The sequence below is a fragment of the Embleya sp. NPDC055664 genome (assembly GCF_053618075.1).
In genome coordinates, this window is sequence record NZ_JBSHGZ010000007.1 from 253087 (window position 1) to 268093 (window position 15007).

Sequence of the window (15007 nt, forward strand, 5' to 3'; positions counted from 1 at the left end):
ACCCCGTGTCCGAGGTGAAGAAGTTCCTGATGCCCGACGTCGGCGAGGGCCTGGAGGAGGCCGACATCGTCGTCTGGCACGTCAAGGCCGGCGACGAGGTGCACGACGGCCAGATCATGGTCGAGGTGGAGACGGCCAAGGCGCTGGTCGAACTGCCGTGTCCGTACGACGGGGTGGTGACCGAACTGCTGGCCGCCGAGGGCGACACGGTCGCGGTCGGCGCGCCGATCATCGCGGTCGCGCCCGCGGGCACCGCCGTGGCCGCGGCCGAGCCGGAGCGGGAGCAGGCCCTCGCGGCCGACCTCGTCCCGGAGCCGGTCGCCGAGCCGGTCGCCGAGGCGCCGGCCCCGAGCGCCGCGCCGGCCCCGACCGAGGAGGCGGGCAAGGAGAAGGGCAAGGAGACCCGCACGGCGGTGCTCGTCGGCTACGGCGTACGCACCAGCAGCGGCAAACGGCGACCCCGCAGGGCCGACGCCACGGCGCCGACGAACGGAGCGGCCCGCCCCGCCCCGGCCGGCGGCTCCCTCGCCCTCGCCAAGCCGCCGGTTCGCAAGCTGGCCCGGGACCTGGGCGTGGACCTCGCGTCGGTACAGCCCTCCGGCCCCGGCGGCACCGTCACCCGCGAGGACGTGCACGCCGCCGCCCGCCCGGCGCCGGCGCCCGCGGCGCAGCCGTTCCAGGCGACCGGACCGGGCGAGACGATCGCCGGCGAGCGGCGCATCCCGGTCAAGGGAGTGCGCAAGGCGACCGCGCAGGCGATGGTGGCCAGCGCGTTCTCCGCGCCGCACGTCACCGAGTGGGTGACGGTGGACGTGACCCGCACCGTCAAACTCGTGCGCAAGCTGCGCGAGCTGCCCGACTTCGCGGGCACCAAGGTGAGCCCGCTGCTCCTGGTCGCCCGGGCGCTGCTGGTGGCGATCGCCCGGCATCCGGAGATCAACGCCTCCTGGGACGAGGCGAACCAGGAGATCGTCGTCCGGGACCGGATCAACCTGGGAATTGCCGCGGCCACCCCGCGCGGCCTGATCGTGCCGAACATCAAGGACGCGGGCGGCAAGAGCCTGACCGCGCTCGCCGGCGCGCTCACCGAGCTGGTGGCCACCGCGCGGGAGGGCCGCACCTCGCCCGCCGACCTGGCCCGCGGCACGGTCACCATCACCAACGTGGGCGTGTTCGGGGTGGACGGCGGCACACCGATCCTCAACCCGGGCGAGGCCGCGATCCTGGCGGTGGGCGCGATCCGGGAGCAGCCGTGGGTGCACAAGGGCAAGGTCAAGCCCCGGCAGGTGACCACGCTGTCGTTGTCGTTCGACCACCGCATGGTGGACGGCGAGTTGGGCTCGCGCGTGCTGGCCGACGTGGCGCAGATGCTGGAGCGGCCGAAGTTGCTGTTCGTGCGCGGCTGATCCCCGGGTTGCGGACTTCGTCCGGCCGGGCCCTGTTCGGGGCCCGGCCGGACGTATGTCCGACGGCGTCCGATAATGTATGTGTACTGTGAAGCCAACTGCGGACCCAGTGCCCACCCGGCTCGGCGGCCGAATCGCCTGGATCATGTGGGCGGTGGCGGCCTCGGTGTACGTCGTCGCGGTGTTCCATCGCAGCAGCCTCGGGGTCGCCGGGATCGAGGCCCAGGAGCGCTTCCACGTCTCCGCGTCGCAGCTCTCCCTCTTCCCGATGTTGCAGCTGCTCGTCTACGCGGGCCTGCAGATACCCGTCGGCGCGCTCACCGACCGGTTCGGCGCCAAGCGGGTGCTCGGGTGCGGTCTGGTGCTGATGACGGCGGGACAGTTCACCTTCGCCTTCGCGCACGGTTTCCCGGGCGCGGTGCTCGCCCGGGTCCTGGTCGGCATGGGCGACGCGATGACCTTCGTGAGCGTGTTGCGCGTGGTGGCGGTGTGGTTCCCGCCGAACCGGGTGGCGGTGCTGACCCAGTTGACCGCACTGCTCGGGATGGCCGGCAACCTGGCCGGCGCCACCCCGCTCGCCGGGGCGCTGCACGCGTTCGGCTGGAGTCGCACCTTCGCCGTCTCGGCCGGGGTCGGCGTCCTGGTCCTGGTGGTGCTCCTGCTCGTACTGCGCGACAACCCCGGTGCCCCGGCGCGCACCCGGCCGGCGGGCGGTCCCGGCATGTGGTCCCAGGTCCGCGCCGCGTGGGCGGAGCCCGGCACCCGGCTCGGCCTGTGGGTGCACTGGGCGTGCGGCTGCCTGCCGCAGGTGTTCCTGATGCTGTGGGGCTTCCCGTTCCTGGTCGAGGGCCAGGGCCTGTCCAAGGGCGCCGCGAGCGCACTGCTCACCGTCGCGATCGTGATCAACATGCTCGCGTGCCTGGTGGTCGGCCCGCTGGTGACCCGCCGGCCGGGCAGCCGGCTCGTGTTGTGCGTGGGACAGCCCGTGCTCGCCGTCGCGGCCTGGGCGGCGGTACTGATCCCGAGCGAGCCCTCGCCGCTGTGGCTCCTGGTCCTGCTGGCCCTGGTGATCGGGCCCGGCGGCGCGTTGTCCCTGGTCGGCATGGAGTTCGCCCGGGCGGGCAATCCGCCGCAGCGCCTGGGCACCGTGTCCGGCATCGTCAACGTCGGCGGATTCGCCGCCGCCACCCTGTGCCTGTTCGCCATCGGCCTGGTCCTGGACCTGGTCGAGCCCGGCGGTGGCGAGCACGGCCTGAACGCGTACCGCGTGGCGATGGCGGTGCAGGCCGTGCCGCTGCTCCTGGGCGTCGTACAGGTGTTGCGCTACGCCCGCAAGGCCGCGGGCCGCGAACGGCGGCCCGAACCGGTGTGCGTGGTGGCCCGGCGTATACCCGAGCGCGAGAGTGTGTCCGACGCGGGCTGAGGCCGCGCCCGATCGCCCCACCGCACTCCGGGCACCCTCGGCGCGCGGGCGACGGTTCAGGGTGTGACGGCCATGCTGCCCAGGATGCGCTGCGCGAGGTCGGGGTCGCCTTCGATCCGCACCTCGGCCCGGTTCGGCGCGACCCGACCGCACATCAACCGCACGAACGTCTCCCAGTCGGTGCCGATCGACACCAGCGGCCCCAGTGGGACCCGGCCGTCGAGCCGGCCCCGGCCGTTCTCGTCCACCGTGACCGTGCGCATGAACTCCACCGGCCCGGTCACGTCGAACACCACGGACGCGCCCGCCGGCGCCTTGGCGTCCTTGGCCACCACCCGGGCCAGCCCGGCGAGCAGGAAGTCGCGGGTGATCAGCGCGGCGGGCGAGTCCAGGTTGCCGGGCTCCCCGATCGCGCGCCGCACGTCCTGCTCGTGCACCCACACGTCGAACACCCGCTGGGTGAGCAGGAAGCGGTACGGGACGCTGCGGCCCATGATGCCGCGCACCTCGTCGTCCGGCGCCCGCTCGCACTCGTCGAGCATCCGGCGCCGGCGCAGGATCACGTATTCCAATTCGCCGGTCATCTCCGGCGAGGTGTGGCAGCGCCGCACGTCCACCGGTATCTCGGTGTAGCGGCTGAACTCGTCGTGCACATGCCGTAGATCGCGCGGCAGCGTGTGGATCGGCCGCGGATCGCCGAGCAGTTCCAGCTCGATGCCGATCACGTGGGACACCACGTCCCGGACCGACCAGCCCGGGCACTCGGTCGGGCTGCTCCACCGGCCCTCGGTCAGGGTGGAGACCAGATCTTTGAGGGAGCGCACCGAGTGCTCCCAGGCGTCGACGTGCGTTTTCAGGTCGATGGTCACGTACTACCTCTCGTCGCTGCGTCACCGGTCGAATGGAGGGGAGCGACCGTTGCTTTGACGTGGTCCGGGATCCTGGCAGGCACGTTACGCTGCCAAAGATCCTGCGGTCAGCCCGTTCGCGGGAAGCAAGCGGTGTAGGTGAGGGGAAAGTGCGCGTTTCGCTCGTACAACTCGACGTCGACCCGGCGGTGCCCGCCCGCGAGCGCCTGGCCGAGGTGACCGCCCTGGTCCGCGCCCGACGCGGCGACCACCTCGTGGTGCTGCCCGAGCTGTGGCTGCACACGGGTTGGGTCTACGACGACTGGGAGACGGACGCCGAGGGGGTACGCGGTCCGGCGGCCCAGGCCATGGGCCGCGCGGCTCGCGACGCCGGCGTCTGGCTGCATGCCGGCAGCATCATCGAACGCGGCCCGGACGACAACCTCTACAACACGTCGCTGGTCTTCGACCCCGACGGCGCGCTGCGCGGCACCTACCGCAAGATCCACCGCTTCGGCTTCACCGGCGGCGAGGCCGCGCTGATCTCGCGCGGCACCGAGACCGCGCAGGTTCGCATGCCGTGGGCCGAGGTGGGCCTGGCGACGTGCTACGACCTGCGCTTCCCGGAGCTGTTCCGGCGCATCCTGGACGCGGGCGCGGAGGTGCTGGTGCTGCCCGCCGCGTGGCCGGCGCGGCGGGTCGAGCACTGGCGCGTGTTGTCCCGCGCCCGCGCGATCGAAAACCAGATGTTCGTGCTCGCCTGCAACGTCACCGGCGAGCAGGGTGGCCAGGCGATGGGCGGGCACAGCATGGTGATCGACCCGTGGGGCGAGATCGTCGCCGAGGCGGGGACCGAACAGACCGTGCTGACCGCCGAGATCGACCCCGCGCTGGTCGCCAAGACCCGCGAGGACTTCCCGGTCCTGCAGAACCGGGTGTTCTGAGCCGCGTGTCTCGTCGGGGCCGGCCCCGCGGCGCCGTGCCGCGGGACCGGCTCACAGGTGGATGTTCTTCACCTCTTTGCCCGCCGCGTCGTACGCCTTGAGCTTGTACGCGGGGGCCGCCTTGCGCGCGGTCACCACCAGGACGTAGACCCGCGTCTCGGGGTCGACCCGCACGGGGTGGATCACCACGGGGTCCTTGTGTCCCTGCCAGGTGACCTCCAGGTAGGCCACGTCGGGGGAGACCTCGGCCTGGATCGCCGCCACGTACAGATTCTTCTCGCCGTCGAGTCGGCCGAAGGAGCCGCCGCCGCCGAACCGGTTGCGGTCGTTGGCCTTGTCCCGCGCGGTTCGTCCCGGGCGCACGTCGCACGCCTTCCCGAACCCGCTGTCGAACTGCTTCCGGACCTCCTCGAAGCAGGTGCGCTCGGGACCCTCCGCCCAGGCGCGGTACGTCCACGTCTTCCCGGCCACCACACCCGTGCCCACGATGTCGGGAGTGGCGCCGGGCGGCCGGGTGCCCTGGTCGACCGAGACGATGTCGTTGGACCTGCCCTCCGCGTCCAGCACACCCCCCGCGATCACCGCGCCGCCACCGCCCAGCACCAGCGCGGTCACCGTCACCGCACCGAACGTGAACCCGCGCCACCGGCGCCTGCGCGAGCCGCGGATCGCCGCGTCGGCCGTCGGCGGGGTCAACCGCGCCGCCTCGATCTCTGCCATGAACGCCTCCCTCAGTGCGGTGCCGTCGTCGGCCATGGCCGCACCTCCGTATCCGAAGTCGAGGGGGTTTCCGTCTGATATGGGATCAGATCGGCGAGTTGAGGATCCTTGCGAAGTTGGGCGAGTCCCTTGAACGTCTGGCTTCGCACCGTACCGACCGCACACCCGAGGATCTGCGCGACCTCGGACTCCGGACGGTCCTCCCAGTAGCGCAGCACCACCGCCGCCCGTCGACCGGCCGGCAACCGGCCCAACGCGGCCATCAGCACGCTGCGTTCGGCCACCGCGCCGGTCGAGTCGGGCCCGGCCCGATCCGGCAGCCGGTCGGTGAGGAAGTGCGTCACCCGGCGGACCCGGACCCGGGACAGATGGGTGTTCACCATGATCCGCCGCACGTAGGCGTCGGGGCTCTGCGCCGCGAACACGCGGGCCCAGGAGGTATACGCCTTGGTCAGCGTGGCCTGAGCCAGGTCCTCGGCCTCGTCGCGATCGCCGCACAGCAGGTACGCGGTGCGCACCAGAGCCGTCCGCCGGGCCTCGACGAAGACGCGGAACTCGTCCTCTTCCCGTTGGGATCTCAACCGTGCCCCCTTTCACCCGAACAGACGTGTGGGGGCGGACGGTTCTATGCCGAACCCGCCGAACCGTCGACGGATCGGCGGGCTCCGCGCGGGCTCAGTCCTCGTCGTCGCTCAACCGGTCCACGCACACCGCGATCGCGATGATCAGCGCATGATCCCAGCCGGGCGCGATGTCGATGCCGTAGGTGTCCCGCACCCGCAGCCACTTGCGGGTGATCTGGGCGACCGGCCCGTTCGGTCCGGAGATCCCGTACTCGTGGTGGAACATGTCGCCGCGCACCGTGAGTTCGGTCCCGACCGCGAGTTCCACCGTGAACGCCTCGTGCAGCGGGGTGAACATCTTCTTGCGCACCGTGGCGACCGTTTCGCCGGTCGCGTCCTGCACCTTCATCGCATGATGGATGCTGACGATCTTCTTCTTCACGGTCGCCAACACCGTGCCGGCGGAATCCTTGAGCTCCAGCCGGTCGTGCAGGGTCAGCGCCTTGCCGTCGACCAGATAGACCTTCTCGCCGTCCTCGGTGGTGACCCAGAAGTCGTCGCCGATCGCGAACATCTTCTCCCGCACGAGATAGCGGCCGGGCGGAATCCCCGGGTAGAGCTGGGTGCCGCCGTCGTACTCGTCCCCGAACACTGGTGCCTCCACGGTCGCCTCGCCTTGTCGGCAGACTGCCCGATATGGCGGCGTTCAGTCGTCTTCGGCACGCCGGCGTGCGGCGGTACGGATACACCCGGTTGGGTGGGGTGCGGCCCGTACCCGCGCGGGCCGACGGCTCGCGGCCGAGGCGGATGGTTCACTTCGCATCATGAGCAGCACCGCGCGTCGAACCAGGGTCCGGGCCCCCGAGTGGTCCGGTTCCGGAGGCTGGATCAACACCGCCGGACCGGGCCCGACGCTGGCCGGGTTGCGCGGGCGGATCGTGCTGCTGGACTTTTGGACCTCCGCCTGCGTGAACTGCCACCACGTGCTGGCCGAGTTGCGCGGCCTGGAGGAGCGTCACCGCGACGTGCTGACCGTGATCGGCGTGCACTCGCCCAAGTTCGAACACGAGGCGGAACACGGCACGGTGGTGTGCGCGGTACAGCGGCACGAGGTGTGCCACCCGGTCCTGGACGACCCGGAGCTGAGCACCTGGAAGCAGTACGCGGTGCACGCGTGGCCGACCCTGGTGGTCGTCGATCCCGAGGGCTACGTGGTCGCGCAACTGTCCGGCGAGGGCCACGTGGGCGAGATCGAGTCGCTGATTGCCGACTTGGTCGCCGAGCACGACGGCAAGGGCACGCTGCGCCGGTCCGCCGAGGAGGTCGACCGGCCCGAGACCCCGCGCACCGACCTGCGCTTCCCGGGCCAGGTGCTCCGGTTGCCGTCGGGGGCGCTCCTGGTCGCCGACACCGGCCACCACTCGCTCGCCGAACTCTCCGACGACGGGCGCACGGTGCTGCGCCGGATCGGGACCGGGCGGCGCGGACTGCTCGACGGCGGGCCCCGGCACGCGATGCTGGCCGAGCCGCACGGCATGGCGCTGCTGCCGCCCGAGGTGGCCGCACACGTGCGCTACGACGTGGTGGTCGCCGACACCGCCAACCACGCGCTGCGCGGCGTCTCGCTGGCCACCGGGTCGATCCGGACCGTCGCGGGCACCGGCCGGCAGCGCCGCCGCGGCGCGGAGGACCACGGCGCGGCCCGCACGATCGATCTCTCCAGCCCGTGGGACGTGGCGTGGTTCGGCGGCCGGATCATCGTGGCGATGGCCGGGGTCCACCAGCTCTGGGAGTTCGACCCGGTGGGCGAGGGGGTCGGGGTGCTGGCCGGCACCACCGACGAGGGCATGGAGGACGGCCCGGTGGACACCGCCTGCCTCGCCCAGCCCTCGGGCCTGGCGGTCTCCCCCGACGGCCACACGTTGTGGCTGGTGGATGCGGAGAGCTCGGCGCTGCGCCGGCTCGTGGACGGCGGCATCGAGACGGTGGTCGGGCGCGGCCTGTTCGACTTCGGCCTGCGCGACGGCCCGGCCGAGCACGCGCTGTTCCAACACCCGCTGGGTGTGGACACGTTGCCGGACGGCTCGGTGGTGGTCGCGGACACCTACAACGGCGCGGTGCGGCGCTACGACCCCTCGGACGGGTTCGTGTCGACCCTGCTCACCGGTCTGGAGGAGCCGGCCGCGGTGGCGGTGGTGGCCGACCTGGACGAGGACCTGTACCTGACCGTGGTCGAGTCCTCGGCCCACCGGGTCCGCAAATTCCGCCTCCCGCACACGTAGCCCCGGGCCCGGGGGAGCGGCCGCGCATTGCGGTCGCTCCCCCGGACGCTCGTGCTCAGCCCTCCAGGAAAGCCGCGGCGGCCGAGGCGAGCAGGAACGGGTCGTCGGCACCGCAGAGTTCGCGCGAGGAGTGCATCGACAGGCACGCCGCGCCGACGTCCACGGTCTCGATGCCGAGGCGGGTCGCGGTGATCGGGCCGATCGTGGTGCCGCAGGGAAGGGAGTTGATCCCCACGAAGACCTGCGCGGGCACCCCCGCACGCTCGCACGCGGCGGTCCACACGGCCCGACCGCGCGCGTCGGTGGCGTAGCGCTGATTGGCGTTGACCTTGAGGATCGGGCCGCCGTTGGGTACGGGGTGATGGCCCGGCTCGTGCCGACCGACGTAGTTCGGGTGTACCGCGTGCCCGACGTCGCTGGAGAGGTGGAACGAGTCGGCGAACGCCCGCGCGCGGTCGTCGAGCGAGCCGCCGCGCCCGCTGACGATCCGGGTCAGCACCGTCTCCAGGAGCGGGCCGCCCGCGCCGGTGGTGGAGTCGCTGCCGGTCTCCTCGTGGTCGAACGCGCCGAGCACCGGGATGTGCGCCGCCCCGTCGTGCGCGGCGGCGAGCAGCGCGGCCAGCCCCGCGTGCACCGACAGCAGGTTGTCCAGGCGCGGCGCGGCGAGCAGTTCGCGATCGCGGCCGAGGTAGCTCGGCTTCTGGACGTCGTGGACCATCAGGTCCCACCCGGTGACGTCGCCGGCGGGCACCCCTGCCTCCTGGGCCACGAATCGAATCAGCGCGCCCTCGTCGACCGGGCCGAGCCCCCAGATCGGGGTCATGTGCTGCTGCTTGTCCAGTTGCAGCCCGGCCTCGTTGACCGCGCGGTCCAGGTGGATCGCCAACTGCGGCACCCGCAGCAGCGGCCGGTCGACGAAGACCAGGCGCTCGCGGCCGTCGCGCAGCACGATCCGACCGGACAGGCCGAGGTCGCGGTCCAGCCAGGAGTTCAGCAGCGGGCCGCCGTACACCTCGACGGCGATCTGCTGCCAGCCGGCCGCGCCGGTGTCGGGCAGCGGCTTGACCCGCAGCGTCGGCGAGTCGGTGTGCGCGCCGACGATCCGGAAGCCGCGGGTGCTCTCCGCGCCCTCGGGCACGTACCAGGCCACGATCGCGCCGCCGCGCAGCACATAGCGCCCGCCCGCCTCGCCGTCCCACGCGGCCGTCTCCTCGAGCCGCCGAAAGCCCGCCTCCTCCAGCCGCGCGGCCACGTTCGCGGCCGCGTGGTACGGGGACGGGCTGGCGCCGATGAACGCGATCAGATCATCGGTGTGACTCCGGTCGAAGCGCGGCGAGGGCATGCATACTCCAAGGTGCGCGGCCCGCTCGGCCGCGAGGATCGTGGCGGTTGTCCGCCGACGAGCCTACGCCCCGCCCCCGGCGCGGCCCGGAGCGGCGACCCGGTGGGCGTGGTTCAGCCGAAGCTCACCCGGTCGAGCCAGAACGCGAGCAGGTCGGCGTCGCCGAGGATCTCGACGTCCGCCTCGGCGGGGGTGCGCCGCTTGTAGGCGACCAGCAACAACTCGACCAGCGGCCCGCGCAGCGCCACCGCGGACTTCTCGTGCGCCCGCCGCCAGGTGATCGCGTCGCCGGTGAGGTCGAGCACCCACTCCGCGTCCGCGACGTCGGTGGCGTGCAGGTGCACGGTGCGGCCCGGGCCGAGCAGTTCGCGCATCCGGGGGTGGACCTCGAAGTGCATGGGCAGCGCGCCGAGTTCCATCCATTCGTCGAGCGCGTCCGCCGCGACCTCGTGGTCCAGGACGTAGTCCGCGCCGAGCGCGAGCGTCGCGTCGGCCCGGTGCAGCGCGGTCTCGTGGGTGAAGCGCCGGGCGTAGAACGCGGCGGTGCCGCCGGTGACCGGCGTCCACAGCGCCGCGTCGGGCCCGGCCTCGCGCAACGCCTCCGCCAACGCCGCGGCCCCCTCGGCCAGCCACGGCCCGAGCACGGCGGGATCCTCGTGGGTGTACGCGGCCAGGTCGCGGAAATCCTGATCGGCGACCGGCTCGGCGGCCCGGCTCCGCACCGTCTTCGCCGCCCAGCGCTGCCCGCCGCCCAGATGCCGCACCAACTGTCCGACGTTCCACCCGGGACAGGACGGCACGGGCACGGTCGGGTCGGCCCCCTCGATCGTGGCCCGAAGCAGATCGGTCTGCGCGACGATCTCGGCGCAGTGGCGGTCGTGGCTCAGCGAAGTCATGGCCTCACGGTAGAGGCCCGAGGCAATCGTCGGGACCGGTGGCAACCCCCTCGGGGGAGCTGACGAGGCCCCGACACGGCGAGGCGCCGCCTCTCGCCCGGGAGCGGGAGACGGCGCCTCGTGGAGTGCGAGCGGCCCGAACTAGAAGGCCGCCTCCGGGAGGTCCATCAGGGCGTTGTCGATCTGCTCGACCATCAGCCGCTGCGGGGTGAGCAGCGGCAGGATCTCCCGCGCGAAGTGCTTCGCGGCGGCGACCTTGCCCTGGTAGAACGCCTCGTCGCGACCGGGCGTGCCGGCCAGCTTGGCCAGCGCCACCGAGGCCTGGCGCAGCAGCAGCCACGAGACCACCAGGTCGCCGGCGGCGAGCAGCAGGCGGGTGGTGTTCTGGCCGACCTTGTAGATCGAGTCGATCTCCTGCTCGGACGCCATCAGCTGGTTGATCATCGCGGCGACCATGCCCTGGACGTCCTCGGCGGCGGTCGCGAGCAGCTTGACCTCGGCGGCCAGCTCGCCCTCGGCGTGCGCGGCGATGAACTCCTGGATCTCGCCGGCCACCACGGTCAGCGCCTTGCCCTGGTCGCGGACGATCTTCCGGAAGAAGAAGTCCTGACCCTGGATCGCGGTGGTGCCCTCGTAGAGGGTGTCGATCTTGGCGTCGCGGATGTACTGCTCGATCGGGTATTCCTGCAGGAAGCCCGACCCGCCGAAGGTCTGCAGCGACTGGGCGAGCTGCTCGTAGGACTTCTCCGAGCCATAGCCCTTGACGATCGGCAGCAGCAGGTCGTTGACCCGATCCGCGGTCTCGTCCGTGCCGCCGGCCAGCGCGGCGCCCTCGATCCGGTCCTGCCACGAGGACGTGTACATCACCAGCGCGCGCATGCCCTCGACGTACGCCTTCTGGGTGAGCAGCGAGCGGCGCACGTCCGGGTGGTGCGTGATGGACACGCGCGGCGCAGCCTTGTTCGTCATCTGCGCGAGGTCGGCGCCCTGGAAGCGCTCCTTGGCGTACTCGAGCGCGTTGAGGTAGCCGGTGGACAGCGTGGCGATGGCCTTCGTGCCGACCATCATCCGGGCGTACTCGATGATCTTGAACATCTGCGCGATGCCGCTGTGCACCTCGCCGACCAGGGTGCCGACGGCCGGGACGCCGTGCTCGCCGAAGGTGAGCTCGCAGGTCGTGGAGACCTTGAGGCCCATCTTGTGCTCGACGTTGGTGACGAAGGCACCGTTGCGCTCGCCGAGCTCGCCGGTCTCCGGGTCGAAGTGGAACTTCGGCACCACGAACAGCGACAGGCCCTTGGTACCGGGGCCCGCACCCTCCGGGCGCGCGAGCACCAGGTGGATGATGTTCTCGGTCATGTCCTGGTCACCGGAGGTGATGAAGCGCTTGACGCCCTGGATGTGCCAGGTGCCGTCCTCCTGCCGCACCGCCTTGGTCCGACCCGCGCCGACGTCGGAACCGGCGTCGGGCTCGGTCAGCACCATCGTGGAGCCCCACTGGCGGTCGACCATGAAGCCGGCGACCTTGCGCTGCTCCTCGGTGCCGAGCGTGTGCAGCACCTGGGCGAAGTCGGGGCCCGCCGCGTACATCCACAGCGCCGGGTTGGCGCCGAGCACCAGTTCGGCCACCGACCAGCGCAGCGAGCGCGGGCAGTTGGTGCCGCCCATGCTCTCCGGGAGCGCGAGGCGCCACCACTCGGAGTCCATGTAGGCCTTGTACGACTTCTTGAACGCCTCGGGCAGCGTGGCCGAGTGCGTCGCCGGATCGAACACGGGTGGGTTGCGGTCGCCCTCCGCGAAGGAATCGGCGAGGTCGTTCACGGCGAGGCGCTCGACCTCGGACAGGATCGACCTGGCCGTCTCGACGTCCATGTCCGCGAACGGACCCGTGCCATAGACCTGCTCGCGCCCGAAGACCTCGAACAGGTTGAACTCCAGGTCGCGGAGATTCGACTTGTAGTGACCCATGACAGGCTCCGCCCGTGGTTGCGTCCGGTGTACTGCGCTGACTGAAACTGCTCGACGACTCGACGGCTCGACCCGAAGAATCGAGCGAGCGACCGAAGCGATCCGAAACCCAGTGTACTGGTCGGTAACATAATGATCGTACCCATGGGTAACTTTTTCAATCCCCGAGAGGTTCCCATCGGGTTACCACCAGGTACTCATGACCGTCTCGGCCGAGGGCTCAAACCCCGGCCGCGGACCCGCTAGCCTCGTGGTGTGTACGGCTACGCAACCGAGGAACCCCAGGCCCGGGCGGAGGCGCCGGCGCTCACCGACGCCGTGCGCGCGTTCGCCACGGGCGTCATGAACGGCGAGGACTTCCAGTCCATCTTCATCGCGTCGAAGGTCTTCTGCCCGAGGGGGGATCGCCCGGGCTTTTTGGCCCTGCACAACACCCCCGAGCCGGTGATCCCGATGTTCAGCTCCCTCGCCGAACTCAAGAAGTACGCCGGCGAGGAGTCCAGACACTTCACCGTCACCGGCGCCGAGGTGCTCGACCTGCTCCCCAACGGCTACGGCTTCGTGCTCGACCTCGACGGCGAGCACCGGGTGATGTTCGACGCCAAGGCCATAGAGCAGATGATCGCCTTCGCGATGCGGCGGATGTACGGCTGACGGCGGCCCCGCAACGGCCGGACGCGCCGGCGGTCATCGACGATGACGGCCGGCGCATCCGGGTCGGTGGTGCGATCAGGCCGGGCGGTGTCCGTGGTTGGCCCGGTGCTTGCGACGGGACTTGCGCTTGCGGGTCTTCTTCGACATCGCGCCCCCTTGCTCGTCCGTGTTCGCGGTGTCGCATGCCTACCCGGGTGCGGACCGGATCCATGCGTACGAGTCGGCGGGGGCGTTCGGGTCAGCGGGGGTTCGCCCTTCCGTGGCGCAGCAGTTCGCCGCTGTGCACGCCGGTGGGCTCGTCGTTCTCGACCGTCACCTGCCCGTTGACCAGGATGTGCCGGTAGCCCTTCGCGTCGATCACCGTGCGCAGTTGGCCGCCGGGCAGGTCGTGGACGAACTTCGGTTCGCCGTAGGCCAGTTCGTCGTAGTCGTAGACGATGATGTCGGCCGCGGCGCCGACGCTCAGCACGCCGCGGTCGGTGAAGCCCGCACACCGGGCGGGCAGGCCGGACAACCGCCAGTGGGCCTGCTCCAGTGAGGTCCAGGCGTGCTTGCGGACGTACTCGACGATGTACTCGGTGCCGTACATGCCCGCGCTGAGCGTCTTGAGGTGCGCGCCGCCGTCGGACAGGCCGGGCAACAGGTATTCGTAGTCCACGAGTTCCTTCAGGCCCTCCAGCGTGGCGTTGAACTGGCCGGTGTGCACCTCGGTGGTCAGCCCGTCGGCGATGGTGACGTCGCACAGCACGTCCACCGGGTGCCGGTCGAGCCGCGCGCCGATCTCCTTGAACGACAGGCCCTCGTACTGCTTGTACTCCTCGGTGAAGGTGCGGTGCAGCTTCATGTCCGGGTACAGGTGATAGAACAGCGGGTCGAATTCCCGCAGTTCGGCGCGGATCGTCGGGTCGTTCAGCAGCGCGATCTTGGCCTCCACGGTCTCGGCCTCGAAGATCGTGGCCACCGGCGGGCGGGTGGACACGCCGCCGTACAGGAAGCTGAACGGCACCGGGACGTCGGTGGTCATCGCCTGGCCGTAGATCGGGATGCCGCGCTCCTGGCAGCTGCGCAGCCACTCGATCTTGCGCCGGTACAGGCCGCCGCCGCGCGAGTTGGCGATCACCGCGTTCCAGATCAGCGGCCGGCCGCCGACCTCGACGAGGTGTTCGTACTCCTCCTCGGTGATCTGCGTGCCGGACACCTGCATGAAGCCGCGGCCCTGTCCGGCCAGGGCCTCGGCCAGGGCCAGCCGGGTCTGCGGCCACATGATGTCGGTGGGCATCGGCGTACCGTCGAAGTCGCCCTGCATCAGCCGGCCGTTCGGGTTGCCCGGCTCGCCCAGGCACTGCGCCGACCAGCCGCCCGCGCCGGCGTCCATCGCCTCGGTCAACAGGCGGGCCAGTTCCGCGTGTTCGGCGTCGGTGGGCAGCGCGCCCGCCTTCGCCCGCTCCAGGCCGAGCACCCAGATCAGCAGCGGGTTCACCGGAACGTAGGGCAGCACGTTGACCGCCTTGGGGGTGCGCTCGACGCTGTCCAGGTATTCGGGGAAGGTGACCCAGTCCCAGGGCATGCCCTCGCGCAGGGTCTCGGTGGGGATGTCCTCGACGGCGGTCATCGACAACATCGCGCGATCGCGCATGTCCTCACGTACCGGGGCGAAGCCGAAGCCGCAGTTGCCGGTGACCACGGAGGTCACCCCGTGCGGGCCGGACGTGGTCAGGTACGGGTCCCAGAAGACCTGGCCGTCGTAGTGCGTGTGCAGGTCGATGAAGCCGGGCGCGACGATCAGTCCGGTCGCGTCGATCACCCGATCCGCGTCCTCGGCGGGGACGCGCCCGATCGCGGTGATCACGCCGTCGGTGATCGCGACGTCCGCGCGAACGCGCGGGTTGCCGGAACCGTCGACGACGATGCCGCCCTTGATGACCAGGTCGTGGTTCGCCATGGCGTCCCTCTCTCGTTAA

The 15007-nt window shown here is 71.3% G+C and carries 12 protein-coding genes and 1 pseudogene; 5 read left to right on the forward strand and 8 right to left on the reverse strand.

All coding sequences use genetic code 11. The annotated features are described in order from the left end of the window. Nucleotides 1–29 precede the first annotated feature (29 nt). The gene (locus ACWGR4_RS15460) at nt 30–1406 is read left to right on the forward strand and encodes a dihydrolipoamide acetyltransferase family protein (protein ID WP_452130805.1); all 1377 of its coding nucleotides are present in this window, start codon (nt 30–32) and stop codon (nt 1404–1406) included. Between the two features lie 145 nt (nt 1407–1551). Beyond that, on the forward strand, nt 1552–2829 hold the full coding sequence (locus ACWGR4_RS15465; protein WP_452131594.1) for an MFS transporter: 1278 nt from the start codon (nt 1552–1554) through the stop codon (nt 2827–2829). Nucleotides 2830–2885: 56 nt separating this feature from the next. Here ACWGR4_RS15465 and ACWGR4_RS15470 read toward each other — a convergent pair whose 3' ends face one another. Then, the gene (locus ACWGR4_RS15470; protein ID WP_380003362.1) at nt 2886–3698 is read right to left on the reverse strand and encodes a maleylpyruvate isomerase family mycothiol-dependent enzyme; all 813 of its coding nucleotides are present in this window, start codon (nt 3696–3698) and stop codon (nt 2886–2888) included. Between the two features lie 149 nt (nt 3699–3847). Between ACWGR4_RS15470 and ACWGR4_RS15475 the strand changes: the two genes are divergently transcribed. Then, nucleotides 3848–4621: a carbon-nitrogen family hydrolase gene (locus ACWGR4_RS15475; RefSeq protein ID WP_380003363.1), complete on the forward strand. Its 774-nt coding sequence runs from the start codon at nt 3848–3850 to the stop codon at nt 4619–4621. 51 nt (nt 4622–4672) lie between these two features. Here the strand turns inward: ACWGR4_RS15475 and ACWGR4_RS15480 are convergent, their stop codons facing one another. The 3 genes from ACWGR4_RS15480 to ACWGR4_RS15490 form a co-directional block, all read right to left on the reverse strand. Continuing rightward, nucleotides 4673–5377, reverse strand: coding sequence for a hypothetical protein (locus ACWGR4_RS15480; RefSeq protein ID WP_452131572.1), 705 nt, complete (start codon nt 5375–5377; stop codon nt 4673–4675). Then, on the reverse strand, nt 5353–5922 hold the full coding sequence (locus ACWGR4_RS15485) for a SigE family RNA polymerase sigma factor (protein ID WP_380003365.1): 570 nt from the start codon (nt 5920–5922) through the stop codon (nt 5353–5355). Before ACWGR4_RS15485 ends, ACWGR4_RS15480 begins: the two co-directional genes overlap by 25 nt. A 94-nt stretch (nt 5923–6016) precedes the next feature. After that, entirely contained in the window at nt 6017–6568 is a 552-nt protein-coding gene (locus ACWGR4_RS15490) for an LURP-one-related/scramblase family protein (protein ID WP_452131573.1), read from the reverse strand. Nucleotides 6569–6728: 160 nt separating this feature from the next. Here ACWGR4_RS15490 and ACWGR4_RS15495 point away from each other — a divergent pair. Then, a pseudogene (locus ACWGR4_RS15495) lies at nt 6729–8177 on the forward strand (thioredoxin-like domain-containing protein); the annotation flags it as partial. 64 nt (nt 8178–8241) lie between these two features. Here the strand turns inward: ACWGR4_RS15495 and ACWGR4_RS15500 are convergent. From ACWGR4_RS15500 to ACWGR4_RS15510, 3 genes are all read right to left on the reverse strand, one after another. After that, a complete protein-coding gene (locus ACWGR4_RS15500; RefSeq protein ID WP_452131574.1) occupies nt 8242–9528 on the reverse strand; it encodes a M18 family aminopeptidase in 1287 nt (428 codons plus the stop codon). A gap of 113 nt (nt 9529–9641) precedes the next feature. After that, a complete protein-coding gene (locus tag ACWGR4_RS15505) occupies nt 9642–10424 on the reverse strand; it encodes a maleylpyruvate isomerase family mycothiol-dependent enzyme (protein WP_380003368.1) in 783 nt (260 codons plus the stop codon). A gap of 141 nt (nt 10425–10565) precedes the next feature. After that, nucleotides 10566–12392, reverse strand: coding sequence for an acyl-CoA dehydrogenase (locus ACWGR4_RS15510; RefSeq protein ID WP_452131575.1), 1827 nt, complete (start codon nt 12390–12392; stop codon nt 10566–10568). A gap of 255 nt (nt 12393–12647) precedes the next feature. On the opposite strand from ACWGR4_RS15510, the gene ACWGR4_RS15515 reads away from it, so the two are divergent. Then, a complete protein-coding gene (locus ACWGR4_RS15515; RefSeq protein WP_078976240.1) occupies nt 12648–13046 on the forward strand; it encodes an SseB family protein in 399 nt (132 codons plus the stop codon). Between the two features lie 238 nt (nt 13047–13284). Here the strand turns inward: ACWGR4_RS15515 and ACWGR4_RS15520 are convergent, their stop codons facing one another. Beyond that, entirely contained in the window at nt 13285–14988 is a 1704-nt protein-coding gene (locus ACWGR4_RS15520) for an N-acyl-D-amino-acid deacylase family protein (RefSeq protein ID WP_452131576.1), read from the reverse strand. Nucleotides 14989–15007: the final 19 nt, after the last annotated feature.

Coding starts and splice junctions, on each gene's coding strand:
- ACWGR4_RS15480 (WP_452131572.1), bottom strand. CDS start 5,377: ATGGCCGACGACGGCACCGCACTGAGGGAGGCGTTCATGGCAGAGATC.
- ACWGR4_RS15520 (WP_452131576.1), bottom strand. CDS start 14,988: ATGGCGAACCACGACCTGGTCATCAAGGGCGGCATCGTCGTCGACGGT.
- ACWGR4_RS15505 (WP_380003368.1), bottom strand. CDS start 10,424: ATGACTTCGCTGAGCCACGACCGCCACTGCGCCGAGATCGTCGCGCAG.
- ACWGR4_RS15460 (WP_452130805.1), top strand. CDS start 30: ATGCCCGACGTCGGCGAGGGCCTGGAGGAGGCCGACATCGTCGTCTGG.
- ACWGR4_RS15500 (WP_452131574.1), bottom strand. CDS start 9,528: ATGCCCTCGCCGCGCTTCGACCGGAGTCACACCGATGATCTGATCGCG.
- ACWGR4_RS15510 (WP_452131575.1), bottom strand. CDS start 12,392: ATGGGTCACTACAAGTCGAATCTCCGCGACCTGGAGTTCAACCTGTTC.
- ACWGR4_RS15465 (WP_452131594.1), top strand. CDS start 1,552: ATGTGGGCGGTGGCGGCCTCGGTGTACGTCGTCGCGGTGTTCCATCGC.